General features: G+C 39.2%; 28 protein-coding genes and 2 pseudogenes. 24 read left to right on the forward strand and 6 right to left on the reverse strand.

Annotation, left to right across the window (positions count from 1 at the left end):
* Positions 1 to 21 precede the first annotated feature (21 nt).
* From prfB to SPPN_RS03840, 15 genes and pseudogenes are all read left to right on the forward strand, one after another.
* Positions 22 to 1,117, forward strand: a protein-coding gene (gene prfB, locus SPPN_RS03770) for a peptide chain release factor 2 (protein WP_148255715.1) whose coding sequence is annotated in 2 segments (ribosomal slippage) — positions 22 to 93 and positions 95 to 1,117 — 1,095 coding nt in all. Because the reading frame shifts where the segments join, the coding sequence is not laid out codon by codon here.
* Positions 1,118 to 1,134: 17 nt separating this feature from the next.
* Complete coding sequence (gene ftsE, locus SPPN_RS03775) at positions 1,135 to 1,827, forward strand: cell division ATP-binding protein FtsE (protein WP_000022265.1); 693 nt, start codon at positions 1,135 to 1,137, stop codon at positions 1,825 to 1,827.
* A complete protein-coding gene (ftsX, locus tag SPPN_RS03780; protein ID WP_000625541.1) occupies positions 1,820 to 2,746 on the forward strand; it encodes a permease-like cell division protein FtsX in 927 nt (308 codons plus the stop codon). The genes ftsE and ftsX overlap by 8 nt, the downstream gene beginning before the upstream one ends.
* 372 nt (positions 2,747 to 3,118) lie before the next feature.
* Positions 3,119 to 5,299: a PTS transporter subunit IIBC gene (locus tag SPPN_RS03785; RefSeq protein WP_000974057.1), complete on the forward strand. Its 2,181-nt coding sequence runs from the start codon at positions 3,119 to 3,121 to the stop codon at positions 5,297 to 5,299.
* A gap of 51 nt (positions 5,300 to 5,350) precedes the next feature.
* Positions 5,351 to 6,166 (forward strand): endonuclease/exonuclease/phosphatase family protein, encoded by an 816-nt coding sequence (locus SPPN_RS03790; RefSeq protein WP_000670823.1) that lies wholly within the window; start codon positions 5,351 to 5,353, stop codon positions 6,164 to 6,166.
* Positions 6,167 to 6,306: 140 nt separating this feature from the next.
* Positions 6,307 to 7,650, forward strand: coding sequence for a DEAD/DEAH box helicase (locus SPPN_RS03795; RefSeq protein WP_014017226.1), 1,344 nt, complete (start codon positions 6,307 to 6,309; stop codon positions 7,648 to 7,650).
* 213 nt (positions 7,651 to 7,863) lie between these two features.
* Positions 7,864 to 9,054 carry a methionine adenosyltransferase gene (metK, locus tag SPPN_RS03800; protein WP_000003909.1) on the forward strand — a complete coding sequence of 397 codons (1,191 nt, stop codon included), beginning with the start codon at positions 7,864 to 7,866 and terminating at the stop codon, positions 9,052 to 9,054.
* 447 nt (positions 9,055 to 9,501) lie between these two features.
* Positions 9,502 to 10,437: a dihydroorotate oxidase gene (locus tag SPPN_RS03805; RefSeq protein WP_000255184.1), complete on the forward strand. Its 936-nt coding sequence runs from the start codon at positions 9,502 to 9,504 to the stop codon at positions 10,435 to 10,437.
* Between the two features lie 33 nt (positions 10,438 to 10,470).
* Positions 10,471 to 11,508, forward strand: a complete 1,038-nt coding sequence (gene holA / locus SPPN_RS03810) for a DNA polymerase III subunit delta (protein WP_000879631.1) — start codon at positions 10,471 to 10,473, stop codon at positions 11,506 to 11,508.
* Positions 11,509 to 11,583: 75 nt separating this feature from the next.
* Entirely contained in the window at positions 11,584 to 11,790 is a 207-nt protein-coding gene (locus SPPN_RS13810; RefSeq protein WP_007285083.1) for a hypothetical protein, read from the forward strand.
* Between the two features lie 179 nt (positions 11,791 to 11,969).
* Entirely contained in the window at positions 11,970 to 12,575 is a 606-nt protein-coding gene (gene sodA, locus SPPN_RS03820) for a superoxide dismutase SodA (RefSeq protein WP_000974743.1), read from the forward strand.
* 156 nt (positions 12,576 to 12,731) lie between these two features.
* The gene (locus tag SPPN_RS03825; RefSeq protein WP_001224342.1) at positions 12,732 to 13,262 is read left to right on the forward strand and encodes a YutD family protein; all 531 of its coding nucleotides are present in this window, start codon (positions 12,732 to 12,734) and stop codon (positions 13,260 to 13,262) included.
* Between the two features lie 20 nt (positions 13,263 to 13,282).
* Positions 13,283 to 14,348 (forward strand): annotated as a pseudogene (gene rlmN, locus SPPN_RS03830) (dual-specificity RNA methyltransferase RlmN).
* Positions 14,348 to 14,830: a VanZ family protein gene (locus SPPN_RS03835; RefSeq protein WP_000976713.1), complete on the forward strand. Its 483-nt coding sequence runs from the start codon at positions 14,348 to 14,350 to the stop codon at positions 14,828 to 14,830. The pseudogene rlmN and the gene SPPN_RS03835 overlap by 1 nt, the downstream one beginning before the upstream one ends.
* A gap of 1 nt (position 14,831) precedes the next feature.
* A complete protein-coding gene (locus tag SPPN_RS03840; RefSeq protein ID WP_000025382.1) occupies positions 14,832 to 16,373 on the forward strand; it encodes an ABC-F family ATP-binding cassette domain-containing protein in 1,542 nt (513 codons plus the stop codon).
* A gap of 54 nt (positions 16,374 to 16,427) precedes the next feature.
* Here SPPN_RS03840 and SPPN_RS03845 read toward each other — a convergent pair whose 3' ends face one another.
* The 5 genes from SPPN_RS03845 to SPPN_RS13815 form a co-directional block, all read right to left on the reverse strand.
* Complete coding sequence (locus tag SPPN_RS03845; protein WP_000731905.1) at positions 16,428 to 17,231, reverse strand: peptidylprolyl isomerase; 804 nt, start codon at positions 17,229 to 17,231, stop codon at positions 16,428 to 16,430.
* A gap of 107 nt (positions 17,232 to 17,338) precedes the next feature.
* Positions 17,339 to 17,500: a hypothetical protein gene (locus SPPN_RS12740; protein ID WP_007284845.1), complete on the reverse strand. Its 162-nt coding sequence runs from the start codon at positions 17,498 to 17,500 to the stop codon at positions 17,339 to 17,341.
* A gap of 328 nt (positions 17,501 to 17,828) precedes the next feature.
* Positions 17,829 to 18,053 (reverse strand): helix-turn-helix transcriptional regulator, encoded by a 225-nt coding sequence (locus SPPN_RS03860; protein WP_001041099.1) that lies wholly within the window; start codon positions 18,051 to 18,053, stop codon positions 17,829 to 17,831.
* A gap of 2 nt (positions 18,054 to 18,055) precedes the next feature.
* Positions 18,056 to 18,634: a hypothetical protein gene (locus SPPN_RS03865; protein WP_000749558.1), complete on the reverse strand. Its 579-nt coding sequence runs from the start codon at positions 18,632 to 18,634 to the stop codon at positions 18,056 to 18,058.
* Between the two features lie 414 nt (positions 18,635 to 19,048).
* Complete coding sequence (locus SPPN_RS13815; protein ID WP_078374329.1) at positions 19,049 to 19,222, reverse strand: FanG protein; 174 nt, start codon at positions 19,220 to 19,222, stop codon at positions 19,049 to 19,051.
* A 28-nt stretch (positions 19,223 to 19,250) separates the two neighbouring features.
* On the opposite strand from SPPN_RS13815, the gene SPPN_RS03870 reads away from it, so the two are divergent.
* The 4 genes and pseudogenes from SPPN_RS03870 to SPPN_RS13820 all read left to right on the forward strand — a co-directional run bounded on the left by SPPN_RS03870 (position 19,251) and on the right by SPPN_RS13820 (position 21,354).
* Positions 19,251 to 19,865, forward strand: coding sequence for a CadD family cadmium resistance transporter (locus SPPN_RS03870; protein WP_000615748.1), 615 nt, complete (start codon positions 19,251 to 19,253; stop codon positions 19,863 to 19,865).
* 11 nt (positions 19,866 to 19,876) lie between these two features.
* On the forward strand, positions 19,877 to 20,215 hold the full coding sequence (gene cadX, locus SPPN_RS03875) for a Cd(II)/Zn(II)-sensing metalloregulatory transcriptional regulator CadX (RefSeq protein ID WP_000711082.1): 339 nt from the start codon (positions 19,877 to 19,879) through the stop codon (positions 20,213 to 20,215).
* Between the two features lie 43 nt (positions 20,216 to 20,258).
* Positions 20,259 to 20,666, forward strand: a pseudogene (locus SPPN_RS03880) (helix-turn-helix domain-containing protein); the annotation flags it as partial.
* A 466-nt stretch (positions 20,667 to 21,132) separates the two neighbouring features.
* Entirely contained in the window at positions 21,133 to 21,354 is a 222-nt protein-coding gene (locus SPPN_RS13820; protein WP_023935822.1) for a hypothetical protein, read from the forward strand.
* 82 nt (positions 21,355 to 21,436) lie between these two features.
* Here the strand turns inward: SPPN_RS13820 and SPPN_RS03885 are convergent, their stop codons facing one another.
* The gene (locus SPPN_RS03885; protein ID WP_001084631.1) at positions 21,437 to 21,637 is read right to left on the reverse strand and encodes a hypothetical protein; all 201 of its coding nucleotides are present in this window, start codon (positions 21,635 to 21,637) and stop codon (positions 21,437 to 21,439) included.
* Between the two features lie 177 nt (positions 21,638 to 21,814).
* Here SPPN_RS03885 and rpsP point away from each other — a divergent pair, with 177 nt between their 5' ends.
* The 5 genes from rpsP (at position 21,815) to trmD (ending at position 24,837) form a co-directional block, all read left to right on the forward strand.
* A complete protein-coding gene (gene rpsP, locus SPPN_RS03890) occupies positions 21,815 to 22,087 on the forward strand; it encodes a 30S ribosomal protein S16 (RefSeq protein ID WP_000268760.1) in 273 nt (90 codons plus the stop codon).
* Between the two features lie 19 nt (positions 22,088 to 22,106).
* The gene (gene kphA, locus SPPN_RS03895) at positions 22,107 to 22,346 is read left to right on the forward strand and encodes an RNA-binding protein KphA (protein WP_000379620.1); all 240 of its coding nucleotides are present in this window, start codon (positions 22,107 to 22,109) and stop codon (positions 22,344 to 22,346) included.
* 444 nt (positions 22,347 to 22,790) lie between these two features.
* Positions 22,791 to 23,579 carry an alpha/beta fold hydrolase gene (locus SPPN_RS03900; RefSeq protein WP_000819208.1) on the forward strand — a complete coding sequence of 263 codons (789 nt, stop codon included), beginning with the start codon at positions 22,791 to 22,793 and terminating at the stop codon, positions 23,577 to 23,579.
* A gap of 30 nt (positions 23,580 to 23,609) precedes the next feature.
* Positions 23,610 to 24,128, forward strand: coding sequence for a ribosome maturation factor RimM (gene rimM, locus SPPN_RS03905; protein ID WP_001105909.1), 519 nt, complete (start codon positions 23,610 to 23,612; stop codon positions 24,126 to 24,128).
* Positions 24,118 to 24,837 carry a tRNA (guanosine(37)-N1)-methyltransferase TrmD gene (gene trmD, locus SPPN_RS03910; protein ID WP_014017227.1) on the forward strand — a complete coding sequence of 240 codons (720 nt, stop codon included), beginning with the start codon at positions 24,118 to 24,120 and terminating at the stop codon, positions 24,835 to 24,837. The genes rimM and trmD overlap by 11 nt, the downstream gene beginning before the upstream one ends.
* Positions 24,838 to 24,840 lie beyond the last annotated feature (3 nt).

A 24,840-nucleotide genomic window follows, 5' to 3' on the forward strand; every position in this document is an offset into this window, starting at 1 on the left:
TGATGTAAAAAAGGAGTATTTATGGACATTTCAGTAATTCGTCAGAAAATTGACGCAAATCGTGAAAAATTAGCTTCTTTCAGGGGGTCTCTTTGACCTCGAAGGGCTAGAGGAAGAGATTGCCATCTTGGAAAACAAGATGACAGAACCTGATTTTTGGAACGATAATATCGCGGCCCAAAAAACGTCGCAAGAATTAAATGAATTAAAAAATACCTATAATACCTTCCATAAGATGGAAGAGTTGCAGGATGAAGTTGAAATTTTATTGGACTTTTTAGCAGAAGACGAGTCGGTTCAAGAAGAACTGGTAACGCAGTTATCAGAACTTGATAAGATGATGACCAGCTACGAGATGACTCTACTCTTGTCAGAACCTTATGACCACAACAATGCCATCTTGGAAATCCATCCAGGATCTGGTGGTACTGAGGCGCAGGACTGGGGCGATATGTTGCTTCGTATGTATACTCGTTATGGTAATGCTAAAGGCTTTAAAGTGGAAGTCTTGGATTACCAAGCAGGAGATGAAGCTGGTATTAAGTCAGTAACCCTATCATTTGAAGGACCTAATGCCTATGGTCTTCTCAAGTCGGAAATGGGAGTTCACCGTTTGGTGCGAATTTCGCCGTTCGACTCTGCCAAACGTCGCCATACCTCTTTCACATCTGTAGAAGTGATGCCTGAGTTGGACGATACCATTGAAGTGGAAATCCGGGAAGATGACATCAAGATGGATACCTTCCGTTCAGGTGGTGCCGGTGGACAAAACGTCAACAAGGTTTCAACAGGTGTACGTTTAACCCACATTCCAACTGGAATTGTTGTCCAATCAACGGTCGATCGTACCCAGTATGGAAATAGAGATCGAGCTATGAAGATGTTGCAGGCTAAGCTCTATCAAATGGAGCAAGAAAAGAAAGCTGCGGAGGTAGATTCCCTCAAGGGTGAGAAAAAAGAAATCACATGGGGAAGCCAAATCCGTTCTTATGTCTTCACACCTTATACTATGGTAAAAGATCACCGAACTAGCTTTGAGGTTGCTCAGGTAGATAAGGTTATGGATGGGGACCTAGATGGTTTTATCGATGCCTATCTCAAGTGGCGAATTAGCTAATATAGAAAGGAAGTCACATGTCAATCATTGAAATGAGAGATGTCGTCAAAAAATACGACAACGGAACGACTGCCCTACGCGGTGTTTCGGTCAGTGTTCAACCAGGGGAATTTGCTTACATCGTAGGACCTTCAGGAGCAGGGAAGTCAACTTTTATTCGTTCTCTGTATCGTGAAGTAAAAATCGATAAAGGAAGTCTATCAGTTGCTGGTTTTAATCTGGTTAAGATTAAAAAGAAAGATGTCCCGCTTCTACGTCGTAGTGTTGGGGTTGTCTTCCAGGATTATAAACTGTTGCCAAAGAAAACTGTCTATGAAAATATTGCTTACGCTATGGAAGTAATCGGAGAAAATCGCCGTAATATCAAAAAACGAGTGATGGAAGTTTTGGACTTGGTTGGCTTGAAGCATAAGGTTCGTTCTTTCCCAAATGAACTCTCAGGTGGGGAGCAACAGCGGATTGCGATTGCGCGTGCCATTGTAAATAATCCCAAAGTACTGATAGCCGATGAACCAACAGGAAACCTGGATCCGGACAATTCATGGGAAATTATGAATCTCTTGGAACGGATTAACCTACAAGGGACAACTATTTTGATGGCGACTCATAATAGCCAGATTGTAAATACCTTGCGCCACCGTGTCATTGCCATTGAAAATGGCCGTGTCGTTCGTGACGAATCAAAAGGAGAGTATGGATACGATGATTAGTAGATTTTTTCGCCATTTATTTGAAGCCTTAAAAAGTTTGAAACGAAATGGTTGGATGACAGTAGCTGCTGTCAGTTCAGTCATGATTACTTTGACCTTGGTGGCAATATTTGCATCTGTTATTTTCAATACAGCAAAACTAGCTACAGATATTGAAAATAATGTCCGTGTAGTAGTTTATATCCGAAAGGATGTGGAAGATAACAGTCAGACAATTGAAAAAGAAGGTCAAACTGTTACAAATAATGACTACCACAAGGTATATGATTCTTTGAAGAACATGTCTACGGTTAAGAGTGTTACCTTTTCAAGTAAAGAAGAACAATATGAAAAATTAACCGAGACAATGGGAGATAACTGGAAAATCTTTGAAGGAGATGCCAATCCTCTCTATGATGCCTATATTGTAGAGGCAAACACTCCAAATGATGTAAAAACTATAGCCGAAGATGCTAAAAAAATTGAAGGTGTCTCTGAGGTTCAAGATGGTGGTGCCAATACAGAAAGACTCTTCAAGTTAGCTTCATTTATCCGTGTTTGGGGACTAGGGATTGCTGCTTTGTTAATTTTTGTCGCAGTTTTCTTGATTTCAAATACCATTCGTATTACCATTATTTCCCGCAGTCGCGAAATTCAAATCATGCGCTTGGTCGGAGCTAAAAACAGTTATATCCGTGGACCGTTCTTGTTAGAGGGAGCCTTTATCGGTTTATTGGGAGCTATCGCACCATCTGTTTTGGTCTTTATTGTTTATCAAATGGTTTACCAATCTGTCAACAAATCGTTGGTAGGGCAAAATCTATCCATGATTAGTCCAGATTTATTTAGTCCGTTGATGATTGCCCTACTATTTGTGATTGGGATTTTCATTGGTTCGTTGGGATCAGGAATATCCATGCGCCGATTCTTGAAGATTTAGGTAAAATAATTATTTTTATGAGGAGGTTGTAAAATCTCCTTTTTTTGCTACAAAAATTTTAGAAAAGGGACTTCTAATACTCAATGAAAATCAAAGAGCAAACTAGGTAGTTCGCCACAGGATGCTCAAAATACTGTTTTGAGGTTGTAGAAAGTCAGTCACATATATACGGTAAGGCGACGCTGACGTGGTTTGAAGAGATTTTCGAAGAGTATCAAGAAGTCCCCCAGAGAAAACTTCTTGATGGCTAATTTGAACTTGAAATTTGGCACTAGAAAATTTTTTGAAAAAATTAAAGTGGTATAATTAAATCATAAAAGGTGCAAACGTTTTCGTAAAACGTTTGCCTAAATAAAAATAAAGGAGATTTGAATGATGAAAGATACATTCAAAAATGTCTTGTCTTTCGAATTTTGGCAAAAATTCGGTAAGGCTTTGATGGTGGTTATCGCGGTTATGCCGGCTGCTGGTTTGATGATTTCAATCGGTAAGTCTATCGTGATGATTAACCCTAACTTTGCTCCACTCGTTATTACTGGTGGTGTCCTAGAGCAAATCGGTTGGGGGGTTATCGTTAACCTTCATATCTTGTTCGCCCTCGCTATTGGAGGAAGCTGGGCTAAAGAACGTGCTGGTGGTGCGTTTGCGGCAGGTCTTGCCTTTATCCTAATCAACCGTATCACTGGTACAATCTTTGGCGTATCAGGAGACATGTTGAAGAATCCAGAAGCTATGGTAACAACTCTCTTTGGTGGATCAATCAAAGTTGCTGATTACTTCATTAGTGTAATGGAAGCCCCAGCACTTAACATGGGTGTCTTCGTAGGGATTATTTCTGGTTTTATTGGAGCAACTGCTTACAATAAATACTATAACTTCCGTAAGCTTCCTGATGCACTTTCATTCTTTAACGGAAAACGTTTTGTACCATTTGTAGTTATTCTTCGTTCAATAATTGCTGCAATTGTACTTGCTGCTTTCTGGCCACTTGTGCAAACTGGTATCAATAGCTTTGGTATCTGGATTGCCAACTCACAAGAAACTGCTCCAATCCTTGCACCATTCTTGTATGGTACATTGGAACGTTTGCTCTTGCCATTTGGTCTTCACCACATGTTGACTATCCCAATGAACTACACAGCTCTTGGTGGTACTTATGAGGTCTTAACTGGTGCAGCAAAAGGTAGCCAAGTATTTGGTCAAGATCCACTTTGGCTTGCATGGGTAACAGACCTTGTAAACCTTAAAGGTACTGATGCTAGTCAATACCAACACTTGTTAGATACTGTTCACCCAGCTCGTTTCAAAGTTGGACAAATGATTGGTTCATTCGGTATCTTGATGGGTGTGGTTGTGGCTATCTACCGTAATGTTGATGCTGACAAGAAACACAAATACAAAGGTATGATGATTGCGACAGCTCTTGCAACATTCTTGACAGGGGTTACTGAACCAATCGAATACATGTTCATGTTCGTCGCAACACCTATGTATCTTGTTTACTCACTTGTTCAAGGTGCTGCCTTCGCTATGGCTGACGTCGTAAACCTACGTATGCACTCATTCGGTTCAATCGAGTTCTTGACTCGTACACCTATTGCAATCAGTGCTGGTATCGGTATGGATATCATTAACTTCGTTTGGGTAACTGTTCTCTTTGCCGTAATCATGTACTTTATCGCAAACTTCATGATTCAAAAATTCAACTACGCAACTCCAGGGCGTAACGGAAACTACGAAACTGCTGAAGGTTCAGAAGAATCTAGCAGCGAAGTGAAAGTTGCAGCAGGTTCTCAAGCTGTAAACATTATCAACCTTCTTGGTGGACGTGCAAACATCGTTGATGTTGACGCATGTATGACTCGTCTTCGTGTAACTGTTAAAGATGCAGATAAAGTAGGAAATGCAGAGCAATGGAAAGCAGAAGGAGCTATGGGTCTTGTCATGAAAGGACAAGGGGTTCAAGCTATCTATGGACCAAAAGCTGACGTATTGAAATCTGATATCCAAGATATCCTTGATTCAGGTGAAATCATTCCTGAAACTCTTCCAAGCCAAATGACTGAAGCACAACAAAACACTGTTCACTTCAAAGGTCTTACTGAGGAAGTTTACTCAGTAGCAGACGGTCAAGTTGTTGCTTTAGAACAAGTAAAAGATCCAGTATTTGCTCAAAAAATGATGGGTGATGGATTTGCAGTAGAACCTGCAAATGGAAACATTGTATCTCCAGTTTCAGGTACTGTATCAAGCATCTTCCCAACAAAACATGCTCTTGGTATTGTGACTGAAGCAGGTCTTGAAGTATTGGTTCACATTGGTTTGGACACAGTAAGTCTTGAAGGTAAACCATTTACAGTTCATGTTGCTGAAGGACAAAAAGTTGCAGCAGGAGATCTCCTTGTCACAGCTGACTTGGATGCTATCCGTGCAGCAGGACGTGAAACTTCAACAGTAGTTGTCTTCACAAATGGTGATGCAATTAAATCAGTTAAATTAGAAAAAACAGGTTCTCTTGCAGCTAAAACAGCAGTTGCTAAAGTAGAATTGTAATATACTTGAGGTTGGAAGCTGTATTCCAACCTCTTATTTTGGGAGAAAAGAATGAAATTTTTAACACTCAATACTCACAGTTGGATGGAAAAAGAAGCTGAGGAAAAATTCCAGATTTTGCTTGAGGATATTCTTGAAAAGGACTATGATTTGATTTGTTTCCAAGAAATCAATCAGGAGATCACATCTCCAGAGGTGGAGGTCAATAATCTTTATCAAGCTTTGCCAGCATCTGAGCCGATTCACCAAGACCACTATGTTAGACTCTTGGTTGAAAAGTTGTTTGAGCAAGGGAAAAATTACTACTGGACTTGGGCCTATAACCATATCGGTTATGATCGCTACCACGAAGGTGTGGCTATCTTGTCTAAAACACCTATTGAAGCCAGAGAAATTTTAGTTTCAGATGTGGATGATCCAACAGACTATCATACTCGCCGTGTTGCCTTGGTTGAAACTGTAGTTGATGGTAAGGAACTTGCAGTTGCAAGTGTCCACCTTTCTTGGTGGGATAAAGGTTTCCAAGAAGAATGGGCACGATTTGAGGCTGTCTTGAAAGAATTGAACAAGCCGCTTTTGCTAGCTGGAGATTTCAACAATCCGGCTGGACAGGAAGGCTACCAAGCTATTTTAGCTAGTCCATTGGGCTTACAAGACGCTTTTGAAGTTGCTCAAGAGAAAAGCGGTAGCTATACCGTTCCACCAGAAATTGATGGCTGGAAAGGGAACACTGAACCCCTTCGAATCGATTATGTCTTTACTACCAAAGAGTTAGCGGTGGAAAATTTACATGTCGTATTTGATGGTAACAAGAGTCCGCAAGTCAGTGATCACTATGGCTTGAGTGCTATTTTAAACTGGAAATAATGACTGAAAAGAGGTTGGGATTCACAAATTCCAGCCTTTTTCTGACTAGAAAAGGTACTGGAAATAGCCTAAATAAGTGAGACTACTGAAATGGAATAAAATATGGTATAATTGGTAAGATAGATAGAATCGAGGATATTATGTCATTTACGAAATTTCAATTTAAAAACTATATTAGAGAAGCCTTGGAGGAGTTAAAATTTACAACTCCTACAGAGGTGCAAGATAAGTTGATTCCCATTGTCTTGGCAGGCCGAGATTTGGTTGGAGAATCAAAAACAGGTTCAGGTAAGACTCACACTTTCTTGTTACCGATTTTCCAGCAATTAGATGAAGCTAGCGATAGTGTACAAGCAGTGATTACTGCACCGAGTCGTGAGTTGGCTACTCAAATTTACCAAGCAGCCCGTCAGATTTCAGCTCACTCAGATGTCGAAGTTCGTGTGGTTAATTATGTGGGAGGGACAGATAAGGCTCGCCAGATTGACAAATTGGCAAGCAATCAGCCTCATATTGTTATTGGAACACCAGGCCGTATTTACGACTTGGTTAAATCCGGTGATCTGGCTATTCACAAGGCCAAGACCTTTGTGGTCGATGAAGCAGACATGACCTTGGATATGGGATTCTTGGAAACTGTTGATAAGATTGCTGGCAGTCTTTCAAAAGACTTGCAATTCATGGTCTTCTCAGCGACTATTCCGCAAAAACTGCAACCATTCTTGAAAAAATACTTATCAAATCCAGTTATGGAGAAAATCAAGACCAAAACGATCATTTCTGATACCATTGATAATTGGTTGATTTCTACTAAGGGACGTGATAAGAATGCTCAAATTTACCAGTTGACTCAGTTGATGCAACCCTATTTGGCAATGATTTTTGTTAACACTAAAACGCGTGCTGATGAATTGCATTCTTACCTGACTGCTCAAGGCTTGAAGGTGGCAAAAATTCATGGGGATATTGCCCCTCGTGAGCGCAAGCGTATCATGAATCAGGTGAAAAATCTGGATTTTGAGTACATTGTCGCAACAGACTTGGCAGCGCGTGGGATTGACATTGAAGGTGTCAGCCATGTCATCAATGATGCCATTCCGCAAGATTTGTCCTTCTTTGTTCATCGAGTTGGTCGTACTGGAAGAAATGGCCTACCAGGCACAGCCATTACCCTTTATCAGCCAAGTGATGACTCGGATATCCGTGAGTTGGAGAAATTGGGAATCAAGTTTACTCCTAAGATGGTCAAAGATGGAGAATTCCAAGATACCTATGACCGTGATCGTCGTGCTAATCGTGAGAAGAAGCAAGATAAGCTTGATATTGAAATGATTGGTCTGGTCAAAAAGAAAAAGAAAAAAGTCAAACCGGGTTATAAGAAGAAAATTCAATGGGCGGTTGATGAAAAGCGCCGCAAAACCAAGCGTGCTGAAAATCGCGCTCGCGGTCGTGCAGAGCGTAAAGCGAAACGCCAAACATTTTAATAGAAATTGTTGGAGTACTGAACTCCAACTTTTTGCTTTATGAGAACGAACTATCTAAACCGAAATATCACATTAAAGACTGCAAATTGCGCTAAAAAATGGTATAATGATAAAGTTATATAGTCCCGATAAGATGGTAGGCATTTATCACTAAGAGTTTTCCTACCAGTACTTTGTAACTCTATAACACTATTTTTAAGGGGGGACATTTTTATGTCAGAACGTAAATTATTCACGTCTGAATCTGTATCTGAGGGGCATCCAGATAAGATTGCAGACCAAATTTCAGATGCGATTTTGGATGCTATTTTAGCAGAGGATCCAGAGGCGCACGTTGCTGCTGAGACAGCTGTCTATACTGGTTCCGTCCACGTTTTTGGTGAAATTTCTACAAATGCCTATGTGGATATTAACCGTGTGGTTCGTGATACCATTGCAGAGATTGGTTATACCAATACAGAATATGGTTTTTCTGCTGAGACAGTGGGAGTTCATCCGTCACTTGTTGAGCAGTCACCAGATATTGCCCAAGGTGTTAACGAAGCCTTGGAGGTTCGTGGAAATGCAGACCAAGATCCACTTGATTTGATCGGTGCTGGAGACCAAGGGCTCATGTTTGGATTTGCAGTGGATGAAACAGAAGAGCTCATGCCATTGCCAATCTCACTCAGTCATAAATTGGTTCGTCGTCTGGCAGAACTTCGTAAATCTGGAGAAATTAGCTATCTCCGTCCAGATGCAAAATCACAAGTTACAGTTGAGTACGATGAAAATGACCGTCCGGTACGTGTAGATACAGTCGTTATTTCTACTCAGCATGATCCAGAGGCTACTAATGAACAAATCCATCAAGATGTGATTGACAAGGTCATCAAAGAAGTTATTCCATCTTCTTATCTCGATGATAAGACAAAATTCTTTATCAATCCGACAGGTCGTTTTGTAATCGGTGGTCCTCAAGGGGACTCAGGTTTGACTGGTCGTAAGATTATTGTAGATACTTATGGTGGCTACTCTCGTCATGGTGGTGGTGCCTTCTCTGGTAAGGATGCGACTAAGGTGGACCGTTCTGCCTCATATGCAGCTCGCTATATTGCCAAGAACTTCGTTGCAGCCGGTCTTGCTAAGAAGGCAGAAGTTCAATTGGCCTACGCTATCGGTGTTGCCCAACCTGTTTCTGTTCGTATCGATACTTTCGGTACAGGAACAGTAGCTGAAAGCAAGCTTGAAAAAGCAGCCCGTCAAATCTTTGACCTTCGCCCTGCAGGAATTATCCAAATGCTGGACCTCAAGCGTCCAATTTACCGTCAAACAGCAGCTTATGGACACATGGGACGTACAGATATTGACCTTCCATGGGAACGTTTGGACAAGGTAGACGCTTTAAAAGAAGCAGTCAAATAAAATCTTAAGAGGGGGACTTCCTCTCTTTTTTATAGTTTTTAACTATACTGGGATACTGTTCTGAAAATCCATTTTGCGAAAGTAGAGATTTACATGTATTTCTTTAAAAATGATAAAGGTTGAGATTTCTCCTCGTAATAGATAATCATGGGGATATTTCAATCCAAAGTTTTATTCGTTATCACTTGACTATTGCAAGGTTTTCTAGAGTAACAGAGTCATGGAATGGACTCATGGTTGAGATTTTTCCTTGTTGCTTGGACTTCATTCAAAAGTCTGTTACCCAAGCCTTGTTCAAACTTCCAATACACTAGCTGTTTCCATAGCATGACTTCTGCACTAGACTTTCTTTTCCGAATAAATAGATAGAACCATAGAATCTAGTAAACCTAGAATTAAAACTGTGGTATAATATTAGCAATAAAAGGAATCTGGAGGATCAGAATCATGGTATCAACGAAAACGCAAATTGCTGGTTTTGAGTTTGACAATTGTTTAATGAATGCAGCAGGTGTGGCTTGTATGACGATAGAGGAGCTAGAAGGGGTTAAAAACTCAGTTGCAGGAACCTTTGTCACAAAGACTGCGACCTTGGACTTTCGTCAGGGGAACCCTGAACCACGTTATCAAGATGTTCCACTTGGTTCTATCAACTCTATGGGTTTGCCAAATAAGGGCTTAGACTACTATCTGGACTACCTTTTGGATCTGCAGGAAAAAGAGCCAAATCGAACTTTCTTCCTATCTCTAGTCGGCATGTCTCCCGAGGAAACCCATACTATTTTGAAAAAAGTCCAAGAGAGTAAGTTTTGTGGTCTGACTGAGTTAAATCTTTCCTGTCCAAATGTTCCAGGTAAACCTCAGATTGCCTATGATTTTGAGACAACTGACCGAATTTTGGCAGAGGTATTTGCCTATTTTACCAAACCTTTAGGAATTAAATTGCCACCTTATTTTGACATTGTTCACTTTGACCAAGCGGCAGCTATTTTCAACAAATATCCGCTCAAGTTTGTTAACTGTGTTAACTCTATCGGGAACGGACTTTATATAGAAGATGAATCTGTCGTTATTCGTCCTAAAAATGGTTTTGGTGGAATTGGTGGAGAGTACATCAAACCGACTGCTCTAGCTAATGTTCATGCCTTTTATCAACGCTTAAATCCTCAAATCCAAATCATTGGAACAGGCGGCGTGTTGACTGGTCGTGATGCCTTTGAACACATCCTCTGTGGAGCAAGTATGGTACAGGTGGGAACCACCCTTCACAAAGAAGGAGTTGGTGCTTTCGAACGTATTACCAATGAACTAAAAGCTATCATGGTGGAAAAAGGGTACGAGAACCTAGAAGATTTCCGTGGGAAATTGCGCTATATTGACTAAATTCAATCGAAAAATCAGAAGAAAGGAGAGAGGATGCTAGCCATTGAAGAAAGTCAGAAGTTGACTTTAGCAAATTTACCGAACCTGAGCCTTTTTACAGGGACAGATCAGGGTCAGTTTGAAGTTATGAAGAGTCAAGTATTGAAACAGATTGGCTATGATTCTGCTGACCTCAACTTTGCCTACTTTGATATGAAAGAAGTGGTTTACAAGGATGTTGAACTGGAGTTGGTCAGTCTTCCTTTCTTTGCGGATGAGAAAATCGTGATATTGGATCATTTTGTCGATATTACGACTGCTAAAAAGCGCTTTTTGACAGATGATGAGCTCAAGTCATTTGAGGAATACCTTGACAATCCTTCACCAACAACCAAGTTGTTAATCTTTGCAGAAGGAAAGCTGGATAGCAAAAGGCGGTTGGTTAAATTACTTAAGCGGGATGCCAAGGTCTTTGATGCAGTAGAAGCCAAAGAACAAGAATTGCGCCAGTATTTCCAAAAGTGGAGCCAGAAACAAGGTCTGCAGTTTGCTAATCATTCTTTTGAAAATCTTCTCGTCAAGTCGGGTTTTCAATTTAGTGAAATTCAGAAAAATCTCCTCTTTTTACAGTCCTATAAGGAAGACTCTGTTATCGAGGAAGAGGATATTGTTAACGCAATTCCCAAGACCTTACAGGACAATATTTTTGATTTAACTCAGTTTATTCTGACTAAAAAGATGGATCAGGCGCGCGATTTGGTTAGAGATTTGACCTTGCAAGGTGAAGATGAAATCAAACTGATTGCAGTCATGCTAGGACAATTTCGGACTTTTACTCAGGTGAAGATTTTGGCGGAGTCTGGGCAAACAGAAGCGCAGATTGCAAGTAGTCTAGGAAGTTTTCTCGGACGCAATCCTAATCCCTATCAAATCAAGTTTGCGCTGAGAGATTCAAGAGGACTTTCTTTGAGCTTTTTGAAGCAAGTAATTTCCTACTTGATTGAGACAGACTATCAGATTAAGACAGGACTCTATGAAAAAGGTTTCCTTGTTGAAAAGGCACTCTTACAGATTGCTAGTCAGGTCAATTGACATTTGTTGAAACTACAACCCGCGTCAGGATTATCTTGTCGTGGGTTTCTTGCTGATTTGCTTATTTTATACTCAATGAAAATCAAAGAGCAAACTAGGAAACTAGCTGCAGGCTGCTCAAAGCACTGCTTTGAGGTTGCAGATAGAACTGACAAAGTCAGCTCAAAGCACTGCTTTGAGGTTGCAGATAGAACTGACGAAGTCAGCTCAAAACACCGTTTTGAGGTTGCAGATAGAACTGACGAAGTCAGCTCAAAACACCGTTTTGAGGTTGCCGGATAAGACTGACGAAGTCAGTAACATATACCTACGGCAAGGCGACGTTGACGCGGTTTGAAGAGATTTTCGAAGAGTATTATTAGAAAGTATGTCAGTGATTTCCTTATCTATAAGCAAAAAACTTGAAAAAAGTGAATGTTTGCGTTATCATTTTCATATAGAAAGAAAAAGAGGTATTACAGATGGCTATTATCTTACCAGAACTTCCATATGCATACGACGCTTTGGAACCATACATCGATGCGGAAACAATGCATTTGCACCATGACAAACACCATCAAACTTATGTCAACAATGCCAATGCAGCTTTAGAAAAACACCCTGAAATCGGTGAAGACCTTGAAGCCTTGCTTGCTGATGTAGAATCTATCCCAGCTGATATCCGTCAAGCACTTATCAACAATGGTGGCGGACACTTGAACCACGCTCTTTTCTGGGAATTGATGACTCTCGAGAAAACAGCTCCTTCAGCAGAACTGGCAGCAGCAATCGATGCAACATTTGGTTCATTTGAAGAATTCCAAGCAGCCTTCACTGCAGCAGCAACAACTCGTTTTGGTTCAGGTTGGGCATGGTTGGTTGTCAACAAAGAAGGGAAACTTGAAGTGACTTCAACAGCAAACCAAGACACACCAATCTCAGAAGGTAAAAAACCAATCTTGGGCTTGGACGTTTGGGAACATGCTTACTACGTGAAATACCGCAACGTGCGTCCTGACTACATCAAAGCTTTCTTTTCAGTAATCAACTGGAATAAAGTAGATGAATTGTACGCAGCTGCTAAATAATGATAGTTGGAGGGAAGAATTGTTCTTCTCTTTTTTAGGATATAAGATTCTGGTCTGACAAAATCGTCAGACTTTTTTCATTTTTATGAGAAACGTGCTAACTGCTAGAAATTATGGTAGAATAAAGTATTAAGTAATCGTGAAAAAAGGATATCTATGCGAAAAGAAATTGCACCTGAATTATACAACTATAACAAGTTTCCTGGTCCTGAGTTTCATTTACACGGGGACAAGGTTGAAACGGAAGGGATCGCTTTTTCCTTGGTGGAAAATATCAAGGATGCCTTTGATGTGACGGCTTTTAATCAGCGTTTTTCAGAAGTCTTAACCAAGTTTGATTATATCGTGGGAGACTGGAGCAACGAACAGCTTCGCCTACGAGGTTTTTACAAGGATGACCGAACAGAAGAAAAACTTGAAAAAATCAGTCGTTTACAAGACTACCTATTAGAGTATTGTAGTTATGGTTGTGCCTATTTTGTCTTAGAAAATGAAGCCCCTAAGCGAGCATCATTTGACAAGAAAATGCGTAAGAAGGAAGAAGAACAGCCTTTTAGAAAAGGAAAGAAACCGACTCAAACAAAACGAAAACCGAATGCAGATAAGAAAAATAGACGTCGTCAGAAAGACCAGCATTCTCAGAAAGAGGACAAGGGACAACGTCATTTTGTCATTCGTCAGAAGTGAGTAGAGAATAAGGAGAAGAAATGAAACCCTCAATTTATAGTTTAACACGTCAAACCATGCAGGAATGGGTATTGGAGCAGGGAGAAAAGAAATTCCGTGCAGATCAAATCTGGGAATGGCTCTATTGAAGAAATGACCAACCTTTCCAAGGATTTGATTGCTAAGCTTAATGACCAGTTTGTGGTCAATCCCTTGAAACAAGGTATTGTGCAAGAGTCTGCTGATGGGACAGTTAAATATCTTTTTGAATTGCCAGATGGAATGCTGATTGAGACAGTACTCATACGTCAACACTACGGTTTATCTGTCTGTGTGACCACTCAGGTCGGCTGTAATATCGGTTGTACCTTCTGTGCCTCTGGTTTGATTAAGAAGCAACGTGACCTCAATAACGGTGAAATCGTAGCGCAAATTATGCTGGTTCAGAAATACTTTGATGAGCGTGGTCAGGATGAACGTGTCAGCCATATCGTTGTCATGGGAATCAGTGAGCCCTTTGATAATTACAACAATGTTTTGAATTTCGTTTGTACTATCAATGATGATAAAGGAATGGCTATCGGTGCTCGTCACATCACGGTTTCAACCTCAGGTTTGGCCCATAAAATTCGTGACTTTGCTGATGAAGGGGTTCAGGTCAATCTTGCCGTGTCTCTTCACGCACCCAACAATGAACTTCGTTCAAGTATCATGAAGATTAACCGTGCCTTTCCGATTGAAAAGCTCTTTGCTGCTATTGAGTACTACATTGAGACAACTAATCGTCGTGTAACATTTGAGTATATTATGCTTAATGAAGTCAACGACGGTGTAGAACAAGCCTTGGAATTGGCTGAATTGCTCAAGAACATCAAGAAATTGTCTTATGTAAACTTGATTCCTTACAACCCAGTTAGTGAACATGACCAATATAGCCGTAGTCCCAAAGAGCGCGTGTTGGCTTTCTATGATACGCTTAAGAGAAAAGGGGTCAACTGTGTGGTTCGTCAAGAGCATGGTACAGATAGTGACGCAGCTTGTGGACAATTGCGCTCTAACACAATGAAACGTGACCGCCAGAAGGCAGTCGCAGCGGTAAATCCTTAATGATGAAGAAGACTTATAATCATATTTTGGTCTGGGGAGTCATTTTCTATAGCATTTGCATTGTCTATTTTTGCTTTACTCCTCAAGAACAATCTCCCGTGGGGGTAGAAACTCCAGGTATTCAGCATCTTGGAAGCCTGGTTTTTCTTTTGACTCCTTTAAACTCCCTCTGGAATCTGGGTGAGGTGAGTGATATGGGACAATTATGCTGGATTTTTTTACAAAATATCCTTAATATGTTCTTACTTTTTCCTCTGATGTTCCAACTCCTTTATCTCCTTCCAAACTTGCGGAAAATAAAAAAGGTCCTTCTTTTTAGTTTTCTTGTGAGTCTTGGAATCGAGTGTACGCAATTAATCTTGGACTTTTTCTTTGATTTCAATCGCGTCTTTGAGATTGATGATTTGTGGACCAACACTTTGGGTGGCTATCTGGCTTGGCTCCTTTATAAACGATTACATAAAAACAAGATAAGGAATTAAAATGAGTATTTTAGAAGTTAAAAATCTGAGTCACGGTTTTGGTGACCGTGCAATTTTTGAAGATGTGTCCTTCCGTCTCCTCAAGGGAGAACATATCGGCCTGGTCGGTGCCAATGGTGAAGGAAAATCAACCTTTATGAGTATCGTGACTGGTAAAATGCTGCCAGATGAAGGAAAGGTTGAGTGGTCCAAATATGTGACGGCTGGTTACTTGGATCAACACTCTGTCCTTGCTGAAGGGCAGTCGGTACGTGATGTTCTACGTACAGCTTTTGATGAGCTTTTTAAAGCAGAAGCTCGTATCAATGATCTCTATATGGAAATGGCTGAAGACGGTGTGGATGTTGATGCTCTCATGGAAGAAGTTGGCGAACTCCAAGACCGTTTGGAGAGTCGTGATTTCTATACCTTGGATGCCAAGATTGACGAAGTAGCGCGTGCCCTTGGTGTTATGGACTTTGGCATGGATACAGATGTAACCTCTTTATCAGGTGGGCAAAGAACCAAGGTGCTTTTGGCAAAACTTCTCCTTGAAAAGCCTGATATCTTACTTTTGGACGAGCCGACCAACTACTTGGATGCTGAGCATATTGACTGGCTCAAGCGTTATCTCCAAAACTATGAGAATGCCTTTGTCCTTATTTCACACGATATTCCATTCCTTAATGATGTTATCAATATCGTCTACCATGTGGAAAATCAACAACTGACGCGTTATTCTGGTGACTACTACCAGTTCCAAGAAGTCTATGCTATGAAGAAATCTCAGCTAGAGGCTGCCTACGAACGTCAGCAGAAAGAGATTGCAGATCTCAAAGACTTTGTCGCACGTAATAAAGCGCGTGTTGCAACACGAAACATGGCCATGTCTCGTCAGAAGAAATTGGATAAGATGGATATTATCGAGTTGCAAAGTGAGAAACCAAAGCCGTCCTTTGATTTCAAACCAGCTCGTACGCCAGGACGCTTTATTTTCCAAGCCAAGGATTTGCAAATTGGTTATGAACGTCCTCTGACCAAGCCTTTAAATCTTACCTTTGAACGCAATCAAAAGGTTGCTATTATCGGGGCAAATGGTATCGGGAAAACAACTCTTTTGAAGAGCCTTTTAGGGATTATCCCGCCAATCGCTGGGGAAGTGGAACGCGGTGACTACCTAGAACTCGGTTATTTTGAACAGGAAGTAGAAGGTGGCAATCGCCAAACTCCTCTTGAAGCTGTCTGGAATGCCTTTCCAGCTCTCAACCAAGCAGAAGTCCGTGCAGCCCTTGCCCGTTGTGGTTTGACAACTAAGCATATCGAAAGCCAAATTCAGGTCTTGTCAGGTGGGGAACAAGCCAAGGTTCGTTTCTGTCTCTTGATGAATCGTGAAAACAATGTTTTAGTGCTGGACGAGCCGACCAACCACTTGGATGTGGATGCCAAGGATGAACTCAAACGTGCTCTCAAAGAATACAAGGGATCGATTCTTATGGTCTGTCACGAGCCAGACTTCTATGAAGGCTGGATGGACCAAATCTGGGATTTTAATAATTTAACTTAAGAATGAGAGTAAAAGAAATACAGTACCGAATGTGGGTACTGTATTTTTGGGTTTTTAAGATTTAAAATTGTAGTCTTTCACTACTTCGATGCTGTCGATTGTGATAGCAGTAGTTGGCTTGTCTTTTTCATCTTTTTCGGCTTTAGCAATCTTATCTACAACATCCATACCGTCAATCACTTGACCAAAGACTGGGTGTTTGCCATCTAGACTAGGGTTTCCCCCTTCTTTATAGGCTTCGATGATTTTCTTTGGATACTTGCTTGTAGGGAGTTTAGCAGAGGTATCTGTAGAGTTTTGGTTGATGAAGAACTGGCTGCTATTGGTGTTTGGTTGACCAGTATTAGCCATAGAAAGAGCACCACGGATGTTATAGAGATAAGGAGTAATCTCGTTTTTGAAACCAGTTCCCTTGTCTTTAGTCTTATCCTTGTCATGCCAGATGGACTGACCACCTGTACCGTCTCCCTTTGGATCTCCAGTTTGAACCATGAAGCCATCGATGACACGGTGGAAGGTAATGCCGTTATAGTAGCCTTCTTTGGCATGAGTGAGGAAGTTTTCAACCGCTAGAGGAGCGAGTTTAGGGAAGAGTTTAATGCGAATATCACCTTGGTTTGTGTGGAGAATCACCTCGGCTTCATCTTCAGCAACTTCTTTAGATAGTTGTGGGAAATTGGCGTTTTCGTTTGTTAAAGCATCGTTTAACTCCTTGGCAGATTGGGCTGCTACTTTGGAGCTTTCCTCAGCGGCCAAGCTAGAATCTACATAGTCATCACCACGTAAACTACGTTGGATGTTGCTACATCCAGCTAGGGCTACAGTGGACAGTAAAAGAAGGGTTGCTAGTTTTTTCATTCTGATCCTTTCAAAAATTCATTTCTACCATTGTACCCTAAAAGGAAGTGGATTTCAAATGTTAGTGACAAGACAGTTTAAGAGGAAGCCAACCAAAAATCACTTGATTAGAGATTCTTCTTTGGATGACGGTCGACAATGTCCTGGTACTGTTCCAGTATTTCCTCTCCCTTTGGAGTCAATTTGTAGCCACGAATCGAAAAGTGACAAGCTAATTCTTCTTCTGAAAAATGCTCATGAAGGGCTTGGTCCAAATTTGTAGCCTTCATTTTTAGAAAGTCCAGTAACTCCCTTCTTCTTTAGGATATTCTTTTTTTATGGTAGCGTATTAGATGGTCAAGTGAGTAAAAAGCAGTTTCAATGGACAGCATAACCTTTTTCTACCAGAGTTTTGAGATGCTTAGGAGCATCAATACCATAAGTGTACTCGAAGTATTTAGGAAACCAGATCTTAAGAAAGCTCGTAAAGCATCACAATTAGTAAAGGTTAATTCGAAAGAATTACTATATTTTAAAAGAGCATATTTTCAAAGGATTTTTTCTTTTGGCTTCAATTCCTAATTAATCAATGAACTTAATAGTAGGTCTCGAAAAGAATTATGCTTCCTCTTTCTGTCTGAGTTCAAAGAGGTCTTCTACTTTCAGATTAAAAACTTGAGCAATTTTAAGAGCCATTTCCAGCGAAGGGTTGTAACGATTATTTTCCAAGTGCAGAATTGTCTCGCGTCGCATGCCGATGCGGTCGGCTAACTCCTGCTGGGTCATACCTGTGGACTCACGAACAGATTTGAGATTAGTAATAATCTTACTTTCTTTGGCCATGCTTATCCTCTCCGTTCCAAGATAAGATAGACAACCGCAAAGATGCAAATGAAGGTAGCTATGCTAATAAAGATCTGGCCCATGTAAAGAGTGAGAGGCCCCATATACCCAATGATAACTGCTAGGATCATCAGTGCCCCTAGTATAAAAACCAACATCAAGCTAGCTGCCTTTGCTAAATTAGCATAAAAGCGTTCGTCCGGAGTTTCCTTGACATTTTTTAAAGAGAAAAAACCAAATAGAATCACTTCAATAACGAGGCCAATTCCCAAAATCCATTCTTTAATACCAGAACTTTCGCTTGGGGTCGCAACCCAAATTCCTACTGTATAAAAAATGCTTGCTGCAAACACAAGTATCGTGTAAAGCTTAGCAGACAAGTCAAAAATAATTTTTCTCTTACCTTTCTGACTCTTATGTAGCCAGCTCGATATAGCTACAATTTGACCTGACACTGAAATACCAGTAATAACTAACTTGGGTTCCCAACTAAGATTAGAACCAAATACAACAATAAAATCAATAAAGAGAGCTACGGCAATCATTGCAATGAGGCCACGCATTTTTTGACTTTTTTTCATGATAGACTCCTTTTTTGTGTTATAAATATATAACACTTAAATTTTATGTTATAAATATATCACATTTAAATTTAGAAAGCAAGAATTTATGTGCCAAGGTGGCAATTATTTGAAAAAATTTTTTAATAAAAGCCCTTGATAGACAAACAACTAAAGAATTCTTTGAAGTAATGCATCGGATTTGGTTTGGATAGTTTCGTTAATAATATTTGATGATAAAGAATTTTTGAAAAATCTAGATACTGTATGAATCTCTACTTTTTTTCTTAGACTGTATAAAGTCTGTCAGAATAAGCTTTGTAGGTGTAGAAGTTAATTTTTACAGAGGTTAAGTAAGGATTTCAGTACACGTCAATAGATGTCAAAATACTGATTTTAAGCGATTTTTGATTTTTGGAAACTCATTATATAGCACTACAAATCAATAAAAACTCTACCTTTTTTAGATAAATATATCATCTGGATATTGAAGTTAAGCCCTGCTATCATTTCGATGGCAGGGCTTTTTAATATTTGGTACACTAACTTCTTATCTATATTTTGGTGGATTTTAAGTTGACATCTACAAAGTTTAATGTTAGAATACATTCAAAAATATATTTGAATGAGGTGTTTTATGATTCAAAATGTTGTTACTTCAATAATCCTGTATTCTGGGACAGCCGTAGACTTACTTATTATCCTAATGTTATTTTTTGCCAAAAGAAAAAGCAGAAAAGACATCATTAACATCTATTTAGGACAATTTCTAGGCTCTGTTAGTCTAATATTGCTAAGTTTGCTTTTTGCATTTGTCTTAAATTATATTCCTAGTAAAGAGATTTTAGGTTTACTCGGTTTGATTCCAATTTTCCTAGGCCTCAAAGTTTTGCTTTTAGGAGATTCTGATGGAGAAGCTATTGCAAAAGATGGTTTGCGAAAAGACAATAAAAACCTGATTTTTCTAGTCGCTATGATTACTTTTGCAAGTTGTGGCGCTGACAATATTGGTGTCTTTGTCCCATATTTTACCACCTTAAATTTAGCGAATTTGATAGTGACTTTACTTACTTTTCTAGTCATGATTTATCTCTTGGTTTTTTCTGCCCAAAAATTGGCACAAGTCCCTTCTGTTGGAGAAACTTTGGAAAAATATAGCAGATGGTTTATTGCCGTTGTCTATTTAGGATTGGGGATGTATATTCTGATTGAAAACAACAGCTTTGACATGCTAAGGACTGTGTTCGGCTAGGAGAAAAAAATATGAAAAAAGATAGTATTTGCCAAGTGAATATTATAAATCAACAAAATGTTACAACCGCGACGAACTACCTTGAAAAGGAAAAAGTCCAAAAATCACTTCGTATTTTATCAAAGTTTACCGATAATAAACAGATAAATATCATCTTTTATCTCCTTGCTGTTGAAGAACTCTGTGTCTGTGATATAGCCTGTTTACTAAATCTTAGTATGGCATCTGCCTCCCACCATCTTCGTAAACTAGCCAATCAAAACATCTTGGACACTAGAAGAGATGGGAAAATTATATATTATTTTATAAAAGATGAGGAAATCAGAGATTTTTTTAATCAACTAGGATAACAACTATTTTTACTACTTTTCCATGATTATAGGGGGATTGTATATGAAATTTTTTGAAGAAAATTATTCACATGAACTACCTACTCGTATCAAAAATTTAAGAAAAAAACACAATATTACACAAAGCGAACTAAGCAATGCAGGTCAAGTTAGTCAAGTTGAAAAGGAAAAGCAACAAGTTACCACTTCAATATTGCTTTATTTGAATACTCAAACCGACTTAGACTATAAAGAAATTATTTTTGGAGATATTGCCAAGCTTGTTGAAAATATGTTTTACCACTGCTTCGGCTCTATTTTATTTAGAGATTTGGAAACTGTAAATAAAAGAATGAATTCTTTGTCGGATGATGACTTAATTTCTATACAATCTAGCTGTCTTAGACTTTCCAAGACATTCGCAAATTTCAATATTCAAAGAAAAAAATTTTTGATTTCTGATGAAACTGAAAAAATTATCCATAATGGCAAAAAGGTCATTAAAAAATCAAAAAAGATAAATCAATTTCAACAACAATGGACACATACGCCGAGTTAGCACCGCAAAGAAAGTTAGAATCTGTTAATCTTTATATCGATAAGATTGCTGAACTAACGCAATAACTACTCTACTATTTACTCTACCTTTTATTATGTAGCATTCTAAAAACATTGATGTACCAACGTTTCTAACAGCTAAAATAGAAATTATTTAATCTTTTACAGACCTAAACTATTCCCCTATTTAGAATCTATTAATTCATATTTTATAAATTAATTAGTAGATATCTTTTTTAAAATCCTTGATATTTCGCTGTTTTTAGTCTAATTGAAATCTATACTTTCCAAACCAGATCTTAAGAAAGCTCGTAAAGCTAGCCAGTTCTCTAAAGGTTAAGAACTAGCTACAATACAGTATTTACAACACTTTATACTCAATGAAAATCAAAGAGCAAACTAGGAAGCTAGCCGCAGGTTGTTCAAAGAACTGCTTTGAGGTTGTAGATAAGACTGACGAAGTAAGTAACCATACCTACGGCAAGACGACGTTGACGTGGTTTGAAGAGATTTTCAAAGAGTATTATGGTTCACACCATGGGGTGTTTTTTGATGATTTTAAGCAAAATTCATACCATTTAATTGAAAGTTATTTAAATTAGATAAAAATTTGTTTTCTGAAAAAGTGGGAAAACATTGATTTTAAGCGAATTTTGAATCATATTCGAATGGGAGTTTTTAAAATCATGTTTCGGTGGTAAAAGTTCCAAACTGTATTCTCCATAGTAGAATGATATCACCTGCCAGCGAATCATCTGCCAATAAGTCCATATTTCGTTTGGGAACGGGCTTAGGATTTAGGAGCCAAGCATCCAAATCACGTTCAGGAGAGATGAAGGGTTTGACTTGGTGTTCTTTATAAAATATTTCTAAAATACTATTCACGGATAGCCTCTTTCAAACATTTATTTCCTACTTCTAACAAATTTCTAAATGGTTTAAAAATTTTATAGTCTGTCAAGTTTTTTTCTTGACACCTGTTAGAAATCTGCTATAATAGAACATGTGCTAAATAGCTCAGCTATTTCACCGAAATAAAAAATAAGAAAAGAGACTTTAAAAATGGCAGTTAAAATCCGTTTGACTCGTATGGGTTCTAAGAAAAAACCTTTCTACCGTATCAACGTAGCAGATTCACGTTCACCACGTGACGGACGTTTCATCGAAACAGTTGGAACTTACAATCCACTTGTTGCTGAAAACCAAGTAACTTTGAAAGAAGACCGCGTTCTTGCATGGTTGGCTGATGGAGCTCAACCTTCAGATACAGTTCGCAACATCCTTTCAAAAGAAGGTGTATTGAAGAAATTCCACGATTCTAAATTCTCAAAATAAGTTTAAAGTAGGTTGACAGATGGATACGATTGAAAATCTCATTATTGCGATTGTGAAACCCTTGATTTCACAACCAGATGCCTTAACTATCAAGATTGAAGATACACCAGAGTTTTTGGAATATCATTTGAATCTTGATCAAAGCGATGTGGGTCGTGTAATCGGTCGTAAGGGTCGCACTATTTCTGCGATAAGAACGATTGTCTACTCTGTCCCAACTGAAGACAAAAAAGTAAGAATCGTTATTGACGAAAAATAAGAAGGGCGGGACGGATGTCTCGCTTTTTTGTGTGGAGAAGTGTAAAATATCCTCATCAGGATTTGGAAAGTTTTTTAGAGGGGAAATTCCCAAACTAACTTCTAGTTTCCCACAACCTAGCTTTTAGTATTAGAAAAACGCGTGAAATCAGTGGGAATCCGTCTGAGACTAACTTCCACTGATTTTCTTTTTCTTGATATATAAGGGTTCAAAAGCGAAAAGACTCAGAAAAAAGTGCACGACAAATAGCCCTAAAACAAAGTCGTCTTAGAGTAACTTCCAGTTTTGGGAGAGATGGAAGTTACTTTGAGAAGTTACGAGGATTTTTAGAGGGATACTATCTATAGTGTCTTTTTTCTCCAACTTGAGAAAATCTTTGGAACGTGATAAAATAAAGGATAAGGATTTTTAATAATTCATTATATAGAATGAGTGGATTTCTTTATGAAGAGGTTTGAAGTATCTACAGAAATTGGTAGTCTCTCTGTTACTTATCAAAATCAAAAGAAAGTGCTAGTTTGTCTAAACGGAGCAGGTTTGCTACCAAGTTATGAAAATTTTTCACTTATACTTGAAAAACTTCCCCCTACAATTGGTTATTTGACAATTGATTTTCCGAACACAGGTAGGAGTCCGATTCATGACCAAGCTGGAAAAAATCTAGATAATCTTGCAGATGCGGTTTATGAAGTACTTGAAGTATTAGGGATTTCTGAATATATACTTTGTGTACATAGTTTGAGTGGAATTTTAGCTTGCAAATTGCTCAACAAACCAATTAAGTGTCAGGCTTTAGTAGCAATTGAACCGACAACTAAAAAAGTCATGTTTGCTGATTTTTCAGAAAATCCTTATCCAGAAATGGAAGAGCAGATGAGGCTGATTGACGAGTGTGGTCCTGAACTTTATTTGAAGAATTTAACTCAAGCAACATTTAGTCCTGAAACGAATAAAGAAATCTGGGAAATAATGCAAGAAAAAGGCTTAGAGTTGGAAAAGCAAAATCCAGAAGTTCAGATATCTGGAGAGATTACTGAGAAAGATTTTGAGGATGTATCTATAGAAGCTCATATTCCTGTATTTATTTTTTGTCAGCCTTATAGAGAAAAAGAGTACAGAGAATCAGAATATTGGACTTCCAATACTAAACTCATTTTAGGAGGGAATCACCATTATTTACAATGGTCCGAAGCGGAAAAAATTGCAACTATTATTCGAGAATTGTCAGAATAAGATGGAAAGAAGGAGACTACAGGAGACAAGATGAACTACTTTAATGTTGGGAAAATCGTCAATACGCAGGGGTTGCAGGGTGAGATGCGAGTATTGTCTGTGACGGATTTTGCAGAAGAACGGTTTAAAAAAGGATCTGAGCTGGCCTTGTTTGATGAAAAAGATCAGTTTGTCCAAACAGTGGTTATCGCTAGTCACCGTAAACAGAAGAACTTTGACATTATTAAATTCAAAGATATGTACCATATCAACGCTATCGAAAAGTATAAGGGATACAGTCTCAAGGTTGCTGAGGAAGATTTGAATGACCTAGACGATGGTGAATTCTACTATCACGAGATTATCGGTTTGGAAGTCTATGAGGGTGATAACTTGATTGGAACCATCAAGGAAATCCTGCAACCAGGTGCTAACGATGTCTGGGTGGTCAAGCGAAAAGGCAAACGTGACTTGCTCTTGCCTTATATTCCACCAGTGGTTCTCAATGTTGATATTCCGAATAACCGTGTCGATGTGGAAATTTTAGAAGGGTTAGATGATGAAGATTGATATTTTAACCCTCTTTCCAGAGATGTTTTCTCCACTGGAGCACTCAATCGTTGGAAAGGCTCGAGAAAAAGGGCTCTTGGATATCCAGTATCATAATTTTCGAGAAAATGCTGAAAAGGCCCGCCATGTAGACGATGAGCCCTACGGAGGTGGTCAGGGGATGTTGCTCCGAGCCCAACCCATTTTTGATGCCTTTGATGCTATTGAAAAGAAAAATCCGCGCGTTATTCTCCTCGATCCAGCTGGAAAGCAGTTTGATCAGGCTTATGCTGAGGATTTGGCCAAAGAAGAGGAACTGATCTTTATCTGCGGTCACTATGAGGGCTATGACGAGCGCATTAAGACCTTGGTGACAGATGAGATTTCCTTGGGAGACTATGTCCTTACTGGTGGAGAACTGGCGGCTATGACCATGATTGATGCTACGGTACGCCTGATTCCAGAAGTGATTGGCAAGGAGTCTAGCCACAAAGATGATAGTTTTTCTTCTGGGCTTCTCGAATACCCTCAGTACACACGTCCCTATGATTATCGAGGTATGGTTGTACCAGATGTATTGATGAGTGGCCACCATGAAAAGATTCGTCAGTGGCGTCTGTATGAGAGTTTGAAGAAAACCTACGAGCGCAGACCGGATTTGCTTGAACATTATCAACTGACAGCAGAAGAAGAAAAAATGCTGGCAGAAATCAAAGAAAACAAAGAATAAAGG

The organism is Streptococcus pseudopneumoniae IS7493 (genome assembly GCF_000221985.1).
Classification (GTDB): domain Bacteria; phylum Bacillota; class Bacilli; order Lactobacillales; family Streptococcaceae; genus Streptococcus; species Streptococcus pseudopneumoniae.